At 35.2% G+C, this 15,274-nt stretch carries 16 protein-coding genes and 2 pseudogenes; 13 read left to right on the top strand and 5 right to left on the bottom strand.

What is annotated here, in order from left to right:
- Window positions 1–437: 437 nt before the first annotated feature.
- From BS1321_RS27145 to BS1321_RS27100, 13 genes and pseudogenes are all read left to right on the top strand, one after another.
- Window positions 438–1,436 (top strand): polysaccharide biosynthesis protein, encoded by a 999-nt coding sequence (locus tag BS1321_RS27145; RefSeq protein ID WP_375781459.1) that lies wholly within the window; start codon window positions 438–440, stop codon window positions 1,434–1,436.
- 32 nt (window positions 1,437–1,468) lie between these two features.
- Window positions 1,469–1,942 (top strand): NUDIX hydrolase, encoded by a 474-nt coding sequence (locus BS1321_RS27140; protein ID WP_063236027.1) that lies wholly within the window; start codon window positions 1,469–1,471, stop codon window positions 1,940–1,942.
- A gap of 79 nt (window positions 1,943–2,021) precedes the next feature.
- On the top strand, window positions 2,022–3,116 hold the full coding sequence (locus tag BS1321_RS27135) for an undecaprenyldiphospho-muramoylpentapeptide beta-N-acetylglucosaminyltransferase (RefSeq protein WP_063236031.1): 1,095 nt from the start codon (window positions 2,022–2,024) through the stop codon (window positions 3,114–3,116).
- A gap of 75 nt (window positions 3,117–3,191) precedes the next feature.
- Complete coding sequence (locus tag BS1321_RS27130) at window positions 3,192–3,839, top strand: response regulator transcription factor (RefSeq protein ID WP_063236026.1); 648 nt, start codon at window positions 3,192–3,194, stop codon at window positions 3,837–3,839.
- Window positions 3,832–5,223, top strand: coding sequence for a HAMP domain-containing sensor histidine kinase (locus BS1321_RS27125; protein WP_063236025.1), 1,392 nt, complete (start codon window positions 3,832–3,834; stop codon window positions 5,221–5,223). The genes BS1321_RS27130 and BS1321_RS27125 overlap by 8 nt, the downstream gene beginning before the upstream one ends.
- 105 nt (window positions 5,224–5,328) lie before the next feature.
- Window positions 5,329–5,550, top strand: coding sequence for a hypothetical protein (locus BS1321_RS27120; protein ID WP_063236024.1), 222 nt, complete (start codon window positions 5,329–5,331; stop codon window positions 5,548–5,550).
- 8 nt (window positions 5,551–5,558) lie between these two features.
- A complete protein-coding gene (locus BS1321_RS28870) occupies window positions 5,559–5,801 on the top strand; it encodes a glycoside hydrolase (protein ID WP_411836528.1) in 243 nt (80 codons plus the stop codon).
- Complete coding sequence (locus tag BS1321_RS28865) at window positions 5,791–5,964, top strand: glycoside hydrolase (protein WP_419555895.1); 174 nt, start codon at window positions 5,791–5,793, stop codon at window positions 5,962–5,964. The genes BS1321_RS28870 and BS1321_RS28865 overlap by 11 nt, the downstream gene beginning before the upstream one ends.
- Complete coding sequence (locus tag BS1321_RS28860) at window positions 5,951–6,022, top strand: hypothetical protein (RefSeq protein ID WP_412762429.1); 72 nt, start codon at window positions 5,951–5,953, stop codon at window positions 6,020–6,022. Before BS1321_RS28865 ends, BS1321_RS28860 begins: the two co-directional genes overlap by 14 nt.
- 206 nt (window positions 6,023–6,228) lie before the next feature.
- Window positions 6,229–7,179 carry an LCP family glycopolymer transferase gene (locus BS1321_RS27110; RefSeq protein ID WP_063236022.1) on the top strand — a complete coding sequence of 317 codons (951 nt, stop codon included), beginning with the start codon at window positions 6,229–6,231 and terminating at the stop codon, window positions 7,177–7,179.
- A gap of 428 nt (window positions 7,180–7,607) precedes the next feature.
- Window positions 7,608–7,877, top strand: a pseudogene (locus tag BS1321_RS28855) (SH3 domain-containing protein); the annotation flags it as partial.
- A gap of 48 nt (window positions 7,878–7,925) precedes the next feature.
- The gene (locus BS1321_RS27105) at window positions 7,926–8,759 is read left to right on the top strand and encodes a D-alanyl-D-alanine carboxypeptidase family protein (protein ID WP_232522837.1); all 834 of its coding nucleotides are present in this window, start codon (window positions 7,926–7,928) and stop codon (window positions 8,757–8,759) included.
- 241 nt (window positions 8,760–9,000) lie between these two features.
- Window positions 9,001–9,375, top strand: coding sequence for a DUF3888 domain-containing protein (locus BS1321_RS27100; protein ID WP_063236020.1), 375 nt, complete (start codon window positions 9,001–9,003; stop codon window positions 9,373–9,375).
- A 422-nt stretch (window positions 9,376–9,797) separates the two neighbouring features.
- Here BS1321_RS27100 and BS1321_RS27095 read toward each other — a convergent pair.
- The 5 genes and pseudogenes from BS1321_RS27095 to BS1321_RS27075 all read right to left on the bottom strand — a co-directional run.
- Window positions 9,798–9,941: pseudogene (locus BS1321_RS27095) on the bottom strand (twin-arginine translocase subunit TatC); the annotation flags it as partial.
- 202 nt (window positions 9,942–10,143) lie between these two features.
- On the bottom strand, window positions 10,144–10,692 hold the full coding sequence (locus tag BS1321_RS27090) for a Rid family hydrolase (RefSeq protein WP_063236019.1): 549 nt from the start codon (window positions 10,690–10,692) through the stop codon (window positions 10,144–10,146).
- Between the two features lie 807 nt (window positions 10,693–11,499).
- A complete protein-coding gene (locus tag BS1321_RS27085) occupies window positions 11,500–12,585 on the bottom strand; it encodes a Ger(x)C family spore germination protein (protein WP_063236018.1) in 1,086 nt (361 codons plus the stop codon).
- The gene (locus BS1321_RS27080; RefSeq protein ID WP_063236017.1) at window positions 12,582–13,673 is read right to left on the bottom strand and encodes a GerAB/ArcD/ProY family transporter; all 1,092 of its coding nucleotides are present in this window, start codon (window positions 13,671–13,673) and stop codon (window positions 12,582–12,584) included. The genes BS1321_RS27085 and BS1321_RS27080 overlap by 4 nt, the downstream gene beginning before the upstream one ends.
- A gap of 18 nt (window positions 13,674–13,691) precedes the next feature.
- Window positions 13,692–15,218 (bottom strand): spore germination protein, encoded by a 1,527-nt coding sequence (locus BS1321_RS27075; RefSeq protein ID WP_063236016.1) that lies wholly within the window; start codon window positions 15,216–15,218, stop codon window positions 13,692–13,694.
- Between the last annotated feature and the right edge of the window lie 56 nt (window positions 15,219–15,274).

Raw genomic sequence — 15,274 nt, 5'->3', positions numbered from 1 at the left:
ATTTTTGTTCAGCAATCGGTCCATTATCTTGAATAAGATAATGGAAATATTTAGAGGTGAGTCGAAGCTCTAAGTTATTCAATTAACGCCTGATAGATGAACATATTTATAGAAAAACACCATTCTATTATTTGAATGGTGTTTTTCTATAATAACTTTGTTTACAACATGACTTTTGGTAAAGGTACCCCACCCTATAGATGTTATCCCCTTGGAGCTACCTAACTTATTAATAATTCAGAGTCTTATTGTTTATCATGTTTTTTTTTAACTATTACGATTGTCAAACTAATGTAACAAACAAAAACTATTATATATCTAGAATAAAAAATCAAAATATTCGTCATGATGGTTGTTACGAATTGCTATCATTTTTTCGATATGCAATGTAAAGGGATTGATTGAATTATTTTATGATTTATATGGAGGGAAAAACATTGAATAATAGTACATTTTTAATTACAGGTGGTACAGGATCATGGGGTCTTGAAATTGTGAAACAGATTTTTGATCATAATCCGAAAGAAATTCGTATTTTTTCACGGAATGAAACAAGACAAGTTGAGATGCAACAACAATTTGCTAATGATGATAGATTCAAGTTCATTATCGGTGACATCCGTGATAAGGAAGAACTTATGCAAGCATGTGAGGGTGTCGATTATGTTTTTCATCTGGCTGCATTAAAACATGTGCCTGTTTGTGAATATCAACCTTTTGAAGCCATAAAGACAAATGTACTTGGTACGCAAAATGTGATCGAAGCAGCCATTGAAAACGATGTAAAAAAAGTCATATACGTTTCAACTGATAAAGTTGCGGATCCTTCAAATACTTACGGAATCACGAAGGCTCTTGGAGAAAAGCTAATTATTCATGCAAATTTAAAAGAAACAAACACTAAATTTATTTGTGTAAGAAGTGGTAATGTTCTCGGATCCAGTGGCAGCGTTATTCCTATTTTCAAAAATCAAATAAAACAATTTTCACAAATAGGTATTACTGATCTAGGTATGACACGTTTTTTCTTATCGATTGAAGATGCCGTTCAATTATTGTTTAAGGCAACAAATAACGGTAAAGGTGGAGAAACATATGTTATGAACATGCCTTCTATAAAGATAGCTGATCTAGCCAAAGTGTTAATTGAATCATCAGGTAAAAAAAATATTGAAATAAAGGAAATAGGTGTTCGTCCAGGGGAAAAATTGAATGAAACACTCTTTACCGAATGTGAAAGCAGCCGAACTGTATATTTTGATAATGATTATTTTGTAGTCCTGCCTTCTACTCCTATGCCAGGACTTCAAGAACATTATACTAGCAGTACGCCGGTAAACCTGAAGGAATATAGTTCTGCTACAAAGCAAATTTCAAATAGCGAAGTGGAACAAATGTTAATGAAAGGAGGTTTTCTGTCGTGGAACGAAAACTGACGATCTCATCCTATGTAAGGAGCTGATATAGGATGGGGTATGTTGGCGAATTAAGGAAAGCTGTAGGACATCGACCAGTTATTTTGGTTGGCGCGGTTGTGATTCTAATTGATAAAGATAATGGTGTTCTATTACAACAACGTAAAGAACCGGAGGGTTTATGGGGCATTCCTGGCGGTTTAATGGAGCTGGGAGAATCAACTGAAAATACAGCAAAAAGAGAATTGTATGAGGAAACCGGACTTCTTGTAGATAATCTCACCTTAGTTGGTGTATTTTCTGGAAAAGAATACTTTGTGAAATTGCAAAATGGAGACGAGTTTTATGCTGTAACAGTTGTTTATACTTCGAAAGATTATAAAGGAGAATTGTTAGTATCCGATACAGAATCTTTAGATTTACGTTTTTTTAAGTTGGATGCAATCCCAGAAGATATGATGGACTCACATAAAGACATTTTCCATAGTTTCTTAAAAAAAACGGAAACTTTATTATTTGAATTTTAATAGGCTGAAGAAATACACGGATAGTATGAATGTATGTAATATGATGATATTTGTTAATGATAAAGGCAGGGGAAATAAGTTGAAAAAAAGTATTGTTTTTACTGGAGGGGGATCTGCTGGCCATGTAATGGTCAATCTAGTGCTGATCCCGAAGTTTATTCAGGCAGGTTGGGATGTTCATTACATTGGCTCTGAGAACGGAATCGAGAAACAATTAATGACAAGTATCCCCTCCGTTCAATATTATAGTGTTTCAACTGGGAAGTTAAGGCGCTATTTTGATTGGAATAATGTGAAAGATCCCTTTAAAGTAATCAAAGGAATCTTCCAATCGTATCGGTTATTTAGGAAGGTAAAAGCTAATGTTGTATTTTCTGCAGGAGGATTTGTAGCTGTACCTGTCGTTTTAGGGGGATGGTTAAACAAAGTTCCAATCGTGATTCGTGAACCTGATCGAACACTAGGACTTGCCAACAAACTATCTCTTCCTTTTGCAACAAAAGTATGCACGACTTTTCCTGATACTGGACAAGACCTAAAGACCAATAAGACAATTCATATCGGAGGTATTATTAGAGATGAATTGAAAAAAGGCCATTACACTGGGGGGCAGTCCTATTGTGGATTTACAGAAGAGAAACCCGTGTTGCTAGTTATGGGTGGAAGTCAGGGCGCGCAACGTATTAATGAAACTGTCAGATCATGTTTAGATAAATTACTAACAGATTTTCAAATTGTACACATTTGTGGTAAAGAAAAAGTCGATCCATCAATTCAGGTAAGAGGCTATCAACAATTTGAATATATCAACGAAGAATTATCTGATATCATGGCTATGACCGATTTTGTGGTTTCAAGGGCAGGTTCAACAGCTATTTTTGAATTATTGTCTTTGCAAAAGCCAATGCTTCTTATTCCACTTTCCAATGGTGCCAGCAGGGGAGAGCAAGTCTTAAATGCTCAATCTTTTCAAAATGCTGGATATGCAGAAGTACTTCTACAAGAGAATTTGAACAATGATACATTTATCGATGCGATATACATGTTATATCAAAATCGTGAAAAATACATCGGAAATATGAAAAAGAATAAAGATAACCAGGCAATAGATAAGCTAATCGATTTAATTAAGAAAGTGGCTGATAGAAGTTTTTGGCTCAGGAAATTTTTATAAATGTAAATACTAGTGTGTGATTAGTCAAGTTGAAGAATCAAATCTGTATCTAAATTCGATAACTCGGAGGAAAAAATGAAAGTACTAATCGCAGATGATGAAAAAGATATGTTGAAAATTTTAAAGGCTTATTTTGAGAGAGAAGGATTTCATGTTTTTCTAGCTGAAGATGGAGAAGAGGCACTGACTATTTTTTATAGTAACAAAATCAATTTAGCTATATTGGATTGGATGATGCCTAAGGCAAATGGTTTGCAAGTTTGTAAAGAAATAAAAAGTAATAGTGACACAAAAGTATTAATGCTCACGGCGAAAAGTGAAAATGAAGATGAGTTAGCAGCGTTAAAGATTGGAGCAGATGATTACGTAAGGAAACCTTTCCATCCAGGAATTCTATTAACAAGAGCAAAGAAACTTCTTCGTAAAGAGAAGATCGTTCAATTAAAAGACATAAAAATTGACTTAGAAGCAAAAAAAATTTATAAAAAGGAAAAAAATTTGAATGCGACAAAAACGGAATTTGAACTTTTGAGATGCTTTCTAAATCATAAAGGGAGTATACTAACACGAAAAAAACTCCTTGATATCGTCTGGGGATTTGATTACTTTGGGGAAGAAAGAACGGTTGATACACATATAAGAAGGCTAAGAGACAAAATCGGAGAAGGCGTGATCAAAACTCATAGAGGGTTGGGATATAGTTTGGAGGAAGAAGATGAATAAGCTTGGAAGAAAGCTATCCCTAAGCATCTCCTTAGCAGTAATCGTCATTTTTTCTATCACAATCTTGCTTACTCAATATTTTTTGCCTAAATATTACTTGCATAAAACAAAAGAGAGGTTAGAGCAAGTTTCTAATGAGATAAAAAAAATGGATAAGACTACATTTATTCATTCCAAAGAAACTATTGAAAATAAATATGGAATAACCATTGTTTACGAGCCTATTAATAGTAATGTAGATGAATTAAATGAAGTAGTATTTCGTCAACTATACAAAAAACGAATCACATTAAATAAATTTTGGATTACAGAAGAAACACTTCAAAAATTGGCAGAAGGAAAAAAAGTGAATAAAATATATGACCAGGGAAAGTTAAAATCAAGCTTTTTTGCCAGTTTTATGCAAAGAGACGATATGCTCGTGTTAGTCGGCAATTCCATTGTACATTTTAGTGATACGGCAAAAATCGTCAATGAATTTAATTTATATATGTTGCTATTTTCTATTATCCTCATCATTGCGTTAGTCTGGATATTGTCAAAAAAGATAACCACTCCGTTGAAAGAGTTAAAAGATGTTTCTAAAGATATTTCAGAATTAAAATTTGAAACTGTTCATATCAAAACAAATGATGAAATTGAGGAGCTTGCCAACAGCATTAATTTGATGAGTGATAAGCTTAATAAGGCTCATCAAGACTTAAAACGAAAAAATGTGAACTTAAAAATAGTTATGTCTGATCTTACGCATGAACTGAAAACACCGTTGTCTTTAATAAAAGCATATTGTGTAGGAATCAAAGATGGGCTAGACGACGGTACTTATATTGACACGATTATAAAACAAACAGATAATATTTCCAAAGTAATAGAGGATTTATTAAACTTTTCAAAAATTGAAAGAGATGAGATTGAAAAGACCACTTTTGATCTTATCGACTTATTTCATTCATGCCTTGTAAAACATAAAATTGAGATCGAAACAAAAGAAATAGATGTTAGAATTTCTAATTCTCATTTACATCAATTATTTGTGTGGGCGGATAAAGAGAAGATCGAGATAGTGTTTAACAATTTAATAAGTAATGCGATTAAATATACAGAAGATCATAAAATTGAAATTGAATTTGAGGATTTAGAACAAGAAATCGTATTTCAAATTAAGAACGGCACAAATGTACAACAAACAGAAAAGATTGAGAAAATTTGGGAGCCATTTTATGTATTAGAAGCATCTAGAAACAAAAAAGCCTCTGGCACAGGCTTAGGGCTTGCTATTGTTAAATCCATTCTTATTCGTCATCATTTTAAACATGGAGCCTCGATTTTCAATAATCAGATACAATTCTATATTTGTTTTCAAAAGAACCCTTTCAATCATTAGGGTTCTTTTTTTATGAGCCCCAAAGCCAACGCAATTTTGTGGAGAATTGTAAAACTAATGTAACAAAAAGAAAGTATAGTTTACGTATAACAGGAGGGATTAAAAATGAAAAAAAAAGATGCAGTGTTACTTGTTATTATTCTCATTATTAGTTTTTTTACAGGATGGGATAAAGAAAAAGATGTACAAAAGGCAATAAATAAGCCAACAAACATTAAGTACAGCGATTTTACATTCGATGGTAACCCGGAAATTGAAGTTTTCGTGGAAAAGGATGATCACAAAATATCATGGAGCTATCCTGATGAGAATTTGCCCACGGTATAGAAACTCCTGTGATTAAGTGGGGAGACCCGGACATTAGAGAAAGTAAAAATAGTCCGTATTATGTTGGAGGGTACTGGTCCCAAGAAGGAACAGCTCCTGACAGGTACAGTAAACAGATTCCGATCAAAGAGTTATATAAACATATCTATCTCGATCCAGCTTATTCTCTTCCTCTATTTAAATTACGAATCGGTGATCACAACCCATCATTGAGAATGGTGAAGTTTGAAAATCAAAGATATGGTCGGTGACAGAATGATATATGAATTTTTATATAATGTGCCACCGTTATACCATCTGAATAAGCAAGAATGGACGAAAAATAATGAAACTATTGTTCACTATTATTTCCTATTTAAAGGAATGGTCCCCCTTTCATCAAAAAGCTATAGCAAAACAGATGACAGGATTTAAGGTGCTTTCAAACGATCGCCTTGTTCAATCTACAGAATTTGGCACAAATTTAAAGTAATAGCCAACTTTTCAGATAAAGACTTTATATATAACAACGAAACCATTCAAGCAAAATCTATTGTAATTTATGAAGGGAATTCCCAAAAGGTATATGAACCTTTAAACAACTAAAGGGTTCCAATCATATAGAAAGAGTTATTTTTATATGGGTGACGTGTCAAAATTAGAGCAATACAGCAATTAATGACTAGAAAGAGGATGTACATGGAAAATTCAAAAAGTGAAAAACAAATAAAATGGAGAAAATTCACCTTTATTGGAATGGTCTTGTTGTTACTAATCGGCGGTTCATTCGGTTACAGTATTTATCGTGTAGTTGCAAAATCGGTAGATCATATATATAAACCATTGCATGGTGAATCTAGTAAGCAGCAACCACTCAGTACACACGATCCAATAACTATCCTATTGCTAGGTGTCGATGAACGATCTGGTGATGTCGGTCGGTCAGACTCAATGATTGTCATCACTGTTAATCCGGAAACAAAAAAAACAGCAATGGTGAGCATTCCTCGTGATACAAGAGCATTCATTCCTATAAAAAATACGTATAACAAAATAAATGCTGCTTATGCATATGGTGGAATTGAAGGGTCTGTCAAAGCAGTAGAACAGTTCTTAAATATACCTATCAATTATTATGTAAAAGTGAATATGGAAGGATTTAAGGATATCGTCGATGCGGTTGGCGGTGTTACAGTGAATAATACGTTTGATTTTACCCTTGAAGGAGTGCACATACAGAAAGGAAAACAACATATCGATGGCAAAGTGGCTCTTGTATATGCTCGGATGAGAAAAGAAGATCCACACGGTGACTTTGGTAGGCAACAGCGACAACGTGAGGTCATTGAGCAAGTCATTCATGAAGGGTCCCAATTAACTTCATTAGCTAACTATCAAAAGATATTAAAAGCACTGGAAAAAAATGTTCAAACCAATTTAACAATGGATCAAATGATTGCTATACAACACTCCTATAAAAGCGCTGCTAATCATATTAAACAAATAGAGATCCCAGGTGATGGAGGGATGTATGGTGATATATGGTATTATATAGTGAGTGATGAAACAAGAACGACATTATCCAACGAGCTTCGCCAACTATTGAATATACCTAAGGTAAATTTAATGAAAGAATCGAGTAACAATTAGGTCTAATTCTTTGGAAAAAAAACATCTAAATTTCATGCATGTGGAGTGCTGTTTACTGCTTACGAGGATAGATAAATAAAAAGTTGTAGTAGCGTTAGCTTCCTGTTATTGATATTATCCCCTCTTGTGTAGACAGTGGTTGGAAAAAAGCCCATATAGTTGACACAGGAGATAATATACTGATTTATCAAGCTCAAGTACATCTACGAAAAAAGTGTAGCATACAATATTTCACTTACAGGAGCGTTAGTTCAATAATTAAAGAACGCACATATTTAGATATGTCTAAAATGTGCGTTCTTTTTGTTTTCATATGTTTACATTATCTAACCTAAATATAATCATTTCAACATTCTTGTTGCTAATTGGAATAATAAACCAGTGACATTTATTGTTTTAAAATATACCTTAAAACTGAGGTGTTCTAAATGACAAAACTAAATAAAGTAACGTTAAACAAAAGATTGCTAGCTTCCGGTTTTACCTTCATTATTTTATGTGCAGGTTTAATCGGTTTTAACCATGCAAATATTAAGGGGTTAGAACCAAGTGTAGCCAATGCAGCAACAGTAACCTATACAGCAACTGCTAACCTGAATGTCCGTACAGGTCCTTCTACTGCTAATAAAATTATAGCAACAGTTAAACAGGGCACAAAGTTAACGGTTACTGGAAAAGATGCGAATGGATGGCTAAAGGTTAGCTTAAATGGTCAAACAGGTTATGTTAGTAGCCAATATGTAAAAATATCAAACTCTTCATCTGGCTCTAGTACAGCAACAGTAACCTATACATCAACTGCTAACCTGAATGTCCGTACAGGTCCTTCTACTGCTAATAAAATTATAGCAACAGTTAAACAGGGCACAAAGCTAACGGTTACTGGAAAAAATGCGAATGGATGGCTAAAGGTTAGCTTAAACGGTCAAACAGGTTATGTTAGTAGTAAATATGTAAAGGTATCCAATCCTACATCTGACGCCATTCAGGTTGTTGCAAAGCCTGAAAGTATTCCAGTGCTAGTCAATAAAAAAAATAAGCTACCAGAAAACTATGTACCAAAAGACTTAGTATATACGTCGATACCGTTTACTTTTAAAGAAAAGACAGAAAAGAGAAAAATGCGAAGTGAAGCAGCTGCTGCCATTAGCAAATTATTTGCGGAATCCAAGAAGCAGGGAGTAAGTCTTCTCGGTGTATCTGCATACAGATCACATGCTACACAAGTTGCTCTATTTGATTATTATGTAAAAAGGGATGGTTATGCCAAAGCAATCACATACAGTGCATTACCTGGAACAAGTGAGCATGAAACAGGTCTTGCTATTGATGTGACAGGAGGAAATGGTAAATGCGCGGCACAGGATTGCTTTGGAGGTACTAAAGAAGCAAAATGGCTACAGGCACATGCAGATGATTATGGATTTATTATCCGATACCCTAAAGGAAAAGAATCAGTTACTGGTTATAAGTATGAACCATGGCATCTTCGATATGTAGGCAAATCAATAGCTCAAACTATTATGAGCCACGGAATTACTCTTGAAGAATATTATTATACTAGAGCCGTACAAAACTAAAGAAATGCTCCTAAAGATATATTGGTTCTAGTGCAAAAACTTTAATACACTATACGCAGTGGATAGCCTCATCAAAAACTTGATGAGGCTATTTATATTTAGGTATACTACCTAGAACTGTGATTATGTAAAAGAGATAGACAAATAATGTGCTTTTCTTATAGAACTAACGGGGCAGGTTAGTTAAGTAAGAGAAATAAATAAACCTTAGTAAAGGAAAACTAATACTGAGGTGAGTTATATGAAAAAGAAGTTTTCATTATTAATCATTTTATGTTTTATTTTATTCTTAGCTCCCAATTTTTCAAAAGCTACGGAAATACCTCAAGACGTGTTAGAAAAAGCATTAATTAAGCTATTACAGGAACCAATTAGTTTGGTAGTAGGGGCAGATTGGTTTAGAGGTAATGAGAAAATATTAGAAATAAAACAAGACGAAGAGAACATTGATATATTTTACGTTACAGTGCAAGTAGTAAGTTTCCAAGGTCCGCATACCCCACCATATATGGAAGAGATAATAACGTTTAAAATTGTAGGCTATAAAATCAAACCAACAGATTACTTCAACAGAGTTATCCCAGAAAATGAGTGGAATAATTTCCATTTGCATTGACTACTTCTTGAACTATTGAGTGCTTTATTGAAGTTCCGACTGCCGTCTGGTTGCTTCTTTTATAGGAAACCATCCAGATTATTTAATATGGCTTTGTTAAAGATTATTGTTGATTTTTATTATTAATCAACCTTTATCTTTTAACATAGCCTAATTTGATAATAATAAATAATACCGCACATATTAGACATATCTAAAATGTGCGGTCCTTTTACTGTCAACTGTGTCACTTAACTAACCTAAATATAAGATTCTTCCTGTCTCTGTTTGTATTCAAAAGTTTTCCGGCTTGTATTTTTCAATTCCTTCACTTTAGATAGAAGGGACCCTGGAGGCAAAAATCCAGTCTCACTAAAGTAATTCGTTTAATCACATTGTAATTGGTTGACTAGACTCTACTTATAAACAACCTTGGAGATGCCCACCCTCACAGGATTGAGAATCCCTAGTCTCGTTAAAAACATCACGACCAGCGGCATCTCAAATAAAAAGCCGAACCGTAAAATCAGGTTAATAAATAAACGAAAATATTTAACTGCCGTAAACATCGTTTCAAACTGCCCAGCTATAAAACAGTCGTTAACTCAGTTTTTTTCGCTTCTTCTTTATCCTCATCAACTAACCATTTGGTTGCACTTTTGAATTCAGATAAAGTTTTCGTCCAAAAGTTCGTCCGATTGGTGATTTTTTAGGACCAAAATCACAAGTGCAAAGATAAGAATGATAACTAAGCCTGGAACACCGGTATTTTGAAACATAACATTCACTTCAATCGTCTAACTTCTTATTTTTATAGGCTACTTCTGCTTCAATTTCAATCAGATAATCCGGAGAAACAAGACTTTCCACCCCTACTGTTGAACGAGCTGTTTTAACTGGATTTTCTTTTGTGTTAAAGAACAGAGCGTAGGCATTAAACCAACCTTGATAGTCTGGTGTATCTTCTTTATTAGGATCTGGCGCGATATACACACGCAGATAGGTTACATCAGCGAGGGAAAGTCCTTTTGTTTTCAAATCTGCTTTTAATTTCTCTAAGATTCCGATTGCCTGCCTTTCTGTATTGCCATATCTCTCATAAATAGTCTTTCCATCTTTTTTTAAAAGAGGAGCTACTGTTCCACTAAACGATATCCGGTTATAACTTTGAGGTACAGAAACTGAACTGGAAATCGCAGAAGTTGGGGATCCAAAGAAGGTCACTTTTTCTGAGTTCAATTCATCTTTTTCGCTACCTGCGGAAGCAAAAGAGAATCCCAAGAATACACTTATACCTATTACAGAAGTAGCGATGATTGATTTCAAAGTTTTTTTCATAAAGTCAGCTCCTTTTATTTATTAAAACATCGATAGGTTAATAACTCTTTTTCTTAAGAAGTGACCCTACCTTCTTTTATACTTTCTGGCTGATTCAAAATCACCTGCCATCATCCGGTTAAATAACTGAGATGTTCACCAGCAAGATGAAATCTATCTTGTAGCATATTTAATATATGGGAGTAGTTTTTACGATCAGCTGAAGAATATTCAGCACATCCGCCTTCATTTAAAGTGCGCGAACGATTAGTTCGAAAAGGTAGAAACATACAAGCTCCGATGTCCTTTCACAGGAGCGAACCTCCGGTGTCCAATGAATCCAAAGATTGGTTTTCACCTGACACTTTACAAACCGAGAGCGAAAGCACCGATATTAAGTGGTGATTTTTGTATTTGGATTACTTGAATCTCTCGTCCCAGTTGCTTTTCGGACGGATTCCAGATAAGTAACCACTGATTAAGTGATCCTAATTAGGGCCTTCCAGATCCTCTTTTCGGTGAAGATGGTTGTGAGGGAAAAGGTCATTAATTAAAACAAATTCCAATTCGTTTTGTGAGTTGTCAAATGTATTAAATATTAGGATCACTAACCTTATAATAATACGTGAAAAATACTATATTATCGCGGTGGTTTATCGAAGTGAATTGAAATTATTAAAGGCTGCCGAGGGTTTCTCGACAGCCTGGGACAGGCGTGTTTTCCTGAAAATGTCAGATAAAAAGGGAACCTATGTTTACTATTTCAGAGATATGTTTAGTGGTATGGTTACTTACAGACAGCATGTAAGGAGTATTCCTATTATTAAATTATTCAGAGACCCCGGTTTGGATGATGTTAACTGTAGTTTCTATATTAATGTCCATCTTCGGATAAATCTTTTTCCAATGTTCATAGGTCAATTTTTTATTTTTGGCGTGATATTTTTCCTTTAAGCCAATCGGGTCAAGGGATTTTTTCTGAAAATCTTTAATAAGACGGTTTGCGTGCCTGGTTAAATCATCTTCCATATCCTTTTCAATTTTTTTTATCATCTTTCTATTGGTAAGGTTGTCACTTCGCATGGATTCCTTGATCTGTCCTTTAATTTTGATCTTAATCGTGATCGAGGGACTACTCTCTGATTCGGATACTTCATAACTTGAACCGCTTCGGATACTTTCCACTACGATATCGCTTCTCTTCTTGTCTTTTAATTTGAATTTGTATACTCCCCGCCTATGATGTTGAACTAATGTCTTAAAAATGAACATATCACCCGTTCGAACTTTCGTGACCATCTTATCTTCATGAAATAGGGCGACTCCAGATACCGCAACTTCATTATTAATTAATTTAATTAAAGGAAGATACGAATCGCCGCCAGTTTCTAGAGCGTTTCCTAAAAAAAGATGGAGGTTAGTATCCGGTCCGTTCCCTGTTTCATTCTGTTGATTAATCAAATCCGATAAAAAGATTCCAATATTCACATTCGTATTTGGTGCTTTCGTATTTATTACATCCTTGACCTTTCCTTCAACGACAGCCAAAATGACTCTGTTTCCAAGTTGCGGCTCACGGTAGAGATAATCGGTCAGTTCTGTTATTCCGATTTCATGAACCATTTTCTCGCTAAATAAAACGATGCGAGTCTGTCCTAGCATTACCGGCTTATCCGCTTTTTTGGAAACGACAGCCTGGACATCACTCGTTGTCGTCGATGTTCCACTTAAAATTTGATATTTACCCATCTTGTCCTGTTGGAAGATAGGGATGACGAACATTCCTTCGACATTATCATTCTTAAGTATATCGTAGCCAATGGCTTGGGACATATTGACTTCGTCAACCACCCTTGGCTCGGCACAGCTGCAAAGGAGGGGAAAAGCCAATATAACAAGAAATAATTTTCTCATAAACGTTTCCTCATTTTCTTTATATAAATGACGACCAAAAGAAGAGGCAAGTATAAAGCAACAAAGAGTGCGCCGTAGGGATTGATGATTTTATGCAATATATATAGTGAATCGACATCAAAAACAAAAATATTCGTAAGCAGGATTATAATGGACATTCCCCATAATGGATACTTTTGCTGAACATTGAATAAACGCTTGAAACCTCGGCTTGCAGCCCACAAGGAAATGGTCATGTTGGGAATGATGACGATGGCCCACCAAGAAACGTCTATATATTCAAATCGTTGAATAAAGGGCAATTCGACAATACTGGTCAATGTCAGTGTCGGCCATATAGTCAGTTCCAACTGTTTTTGTGAATAAAAAACAATTGAAACTAAATAAACGAATACGGTTATTAAGGTTGTTGTTAAGGCCCCTCCATGAGCATATTTTTGTGAAGTTTTAGCATCTTTGATGAACGGATAAAACATCACGATCATTTCAAAACCAAGCATTGTTAATGAAGTACTTCTTGTTCCTTTCAATATATCCAATAGAGTGTGGTGGAAAACAGGGAGCAAATTGGTGAATTCAGAGTATTTCATGGCATAAAATAGGACAAATAAAAGCCAGTAAGTCAAAATGGAGCTTAAAAAGGTAATACCCGTAATTGTACGGAACCCTCCCGTATTTATATAATAAATCAGGATCAGGAAAACCAAGGTAAACGCCCAGGAACCTACCTCTTCAAACATCCATACATGTATGACATTTATATAGCTAATCATGATAGTCATCCCTATGATCAAAAAGTAAAGAATGAATAATAGACTGAAGAAATTCCCGATCCATTTTCCGAATGCATGATTATTGGCCGAAATGATGTCACCAGGGACGATACTGAAGATTTTATATATGACCCAAATCATTATATGAACGATCAGGCCGGCTAGTAGTATCGAAATCCAGCCATCTGTTCCCGTTGTCTTCGCTAAAACTCTTTGAAAACTTAAAACGCCTATTCCCGTTTGCATGGAATGCACTAAAAAAAACACATAGAACGGGGATACCTTATACTTTTCATTAACTCCAGCTTGGTTCATACAGGACCCTCATTTTAATCATTCATTAAAATCATTTTTTTTGATTCTTGCTTTTTTTGGCTGTGGCTGCCTGGATATATCATCAGGACGTAAATTTACAGGTCTGGATTTAAAAAAATTAAAAGGAAGCCGGACAAAGCTATCTTTCCAATCTTGCATACGAAATGGGTATATCGGTTCTAGGTACGGGTGTCCCATTGACGTTAATTTGATAAGGTGGGTCATCAAAAACACGGCCGCTATCGTAATGCCCAGCAACCCCCAAATTTGGGCCCCCACTAAAAAGGGGAACCGCAGTACCCTAATGGCATTACCCATTTTATAAATAGGCGTAACAAAAGATGCCAGTGCTGAGAGGGCAACGATGATCAATAAGATATTACTGGTCAAACCTGCTACAACGGCAGCTTGACCGATAACGATACCGCCGACGATACCTAATGTCTGGCCTACCTTCGTTGGCAGCCTGGCAGCCGCTTCACGTAATAACTCAATGGAGATCTCCAAGAATAATGCTTCGATCAAAGGCTGAAAAGGTATCAAGTTCCTTGAAGTGACGATCGTTTCCAAAAGATCTTTAGGAATCAGTTCATAATGATAGGTCAGCACCGCTACATAAAGAGGAGTGGCAAATATCGAAAAAGCGACCGCGAATATCCTTAATAAACGGAAAGCAGATGCCGGAATCCATGGCATATTATAATCTTCCATGGTAATAAAGTATTCCAGCAAAATGGTTGGTGTAATAAGTGCAGAGGAAGACCTATCGATTAACATAGCTACTTTACCTTCAGCCAATGCACTTGCGATGCGATCAGGCCTTTCGGTATTTAGAAAAAGGGGAAATAAGGTATTTGAATCATCATAAAGCATTTGCGCGAGATAGGACCCATCCAATATTTCATCAAACTCTATGTCATTGATCCTTTGGATAACATTATCGACATTTTCCTGATCAACGATTCCTTTTATAGATATAACCGCCACTTTGGTTTTAGACAAGGACCCCACAGTCAGTTCACTTACTTGCAATCCAGGGATAGGCAGCCTTTTTCTGACTAGATTCAGGTTGATATCAATATCCTCAACAAAAGCTTCTTGAGCACTTATGATTCCAAATTCAAGTTCAGGTTTATCAACTTGCCTTCCTTGTTGTGCCGCAACATTGATTAATAGGCATTCATCAAGATTCGCATCTAAACGAATGGCAATTTCGCCTCTCATGATCCTTTCTTCGATTACAACCTTGGTATTGGTGATAATTGTATTTGCTATTGGAACGTTTTCTTTAATTTGCTCCAAATTTATCGCTTCCAGAGTTGGTATGACAGAAAGAACACTATTATGAAGTTCCTGTGCATCAATTAAAGAGCGATAAAAAGATACCCAATAGCCTACACCATTATACGTTCCTTGATGATTTATGAAATCATTGGATGAAGAAAGGGTATTGAATAGATCCCTTACATCCGAAACTTTATTTAATTCATCATTTTTATCGTTTGGTTGATTGGGTTTTTTTTTGAACTTTCCGCGGTTAAACAATGCTGTCACCTCTAAACTAAAGCTTGTTATCCTAGCATTTGCAATTTAATTACATA

It is taken from the genome of Peribacillus simplex NBRC 15720 = DSM 1321 (genome assembly GCF_002243645.1).
In the GTDB taxonomy this organism is placed as follows: domain Bacteria; phylum Bacillota; class Bacilli; order Bacillales; family DSM-1321; genus Peribacillus; species Peribacillus simplex.
This window is presented reverse-complemented; position numbering and strand designations above follow the sequence as displayed.

Coding starts and splice junctions, on each gene's coding strand:
- BS1321_RS27140 (WP_063236027.1), top strand. CDS start 1,469: ATGGGGTATGTTGGCGAATTAAGGAAAGCTGTAGGACATCGACCAGTT.
- BS1321_RS27130 (WP_063236026.1), top strand. CDS start 3,192: ATGAAAGTACTAATCGCAGATGATGAAAAAGATATGTTGAAAATTTTA.
- BS1321_RS27125 (WP_063236025.1), top strand. CDS start 3,832: ATGAATAAGCTTGGAAGAAAGCTATCCCTAAGCATCTCCTTAGCAGTA.
- BS1321_RS27120 (WP_063236024.1), top strand. CDS start 5,329: ATGAAAAAAAAAGATGCAGTGTTACTTGTTATTATTCTCATTATTAGT.
- BS1321_RS28865 (WP_419555895.1), top strand. CDS start 5,791: ATGGTCGGTGACAGAATGATATATGAATTTTTATATAATGTGCCACCG.
- BS1321_RS27110 (WP_063236022.1), top strand. CDS start 6,229: ATGGAAAATTCAAAAAGTGAAAAACAAATAAAATGGAGAAAATTCACC.
- BS1321_RS27100 (WP_063236020.1), top strand. CDS start 9,001: ATGAAAAAGAAGTTTTCATTATTAATCATTTTATGTTTTATTTTATTC.
- BS1321_RS27090 (WP_063236019.1), bottom strand. CDS start 10,692: ATGAAAAAAACTTTGAAATCAATCATCGCTACTTCTGTAATAGGTATA.
- BS1321_RS27085 (WP_063236018.1), bottom strand. CDS start 12,585: ATGAGAAAATTATTTCTTGTTATATTGGCTTTTCCCCTCCTTTGCAGC.
- BS1321_RS27080 (WP_063236017.1), bottom strand. CDS start 13,673: ATGAACCAAGCTGGAGTTAATGAAAAGTATAAGGTATCCCCGTTCTAT.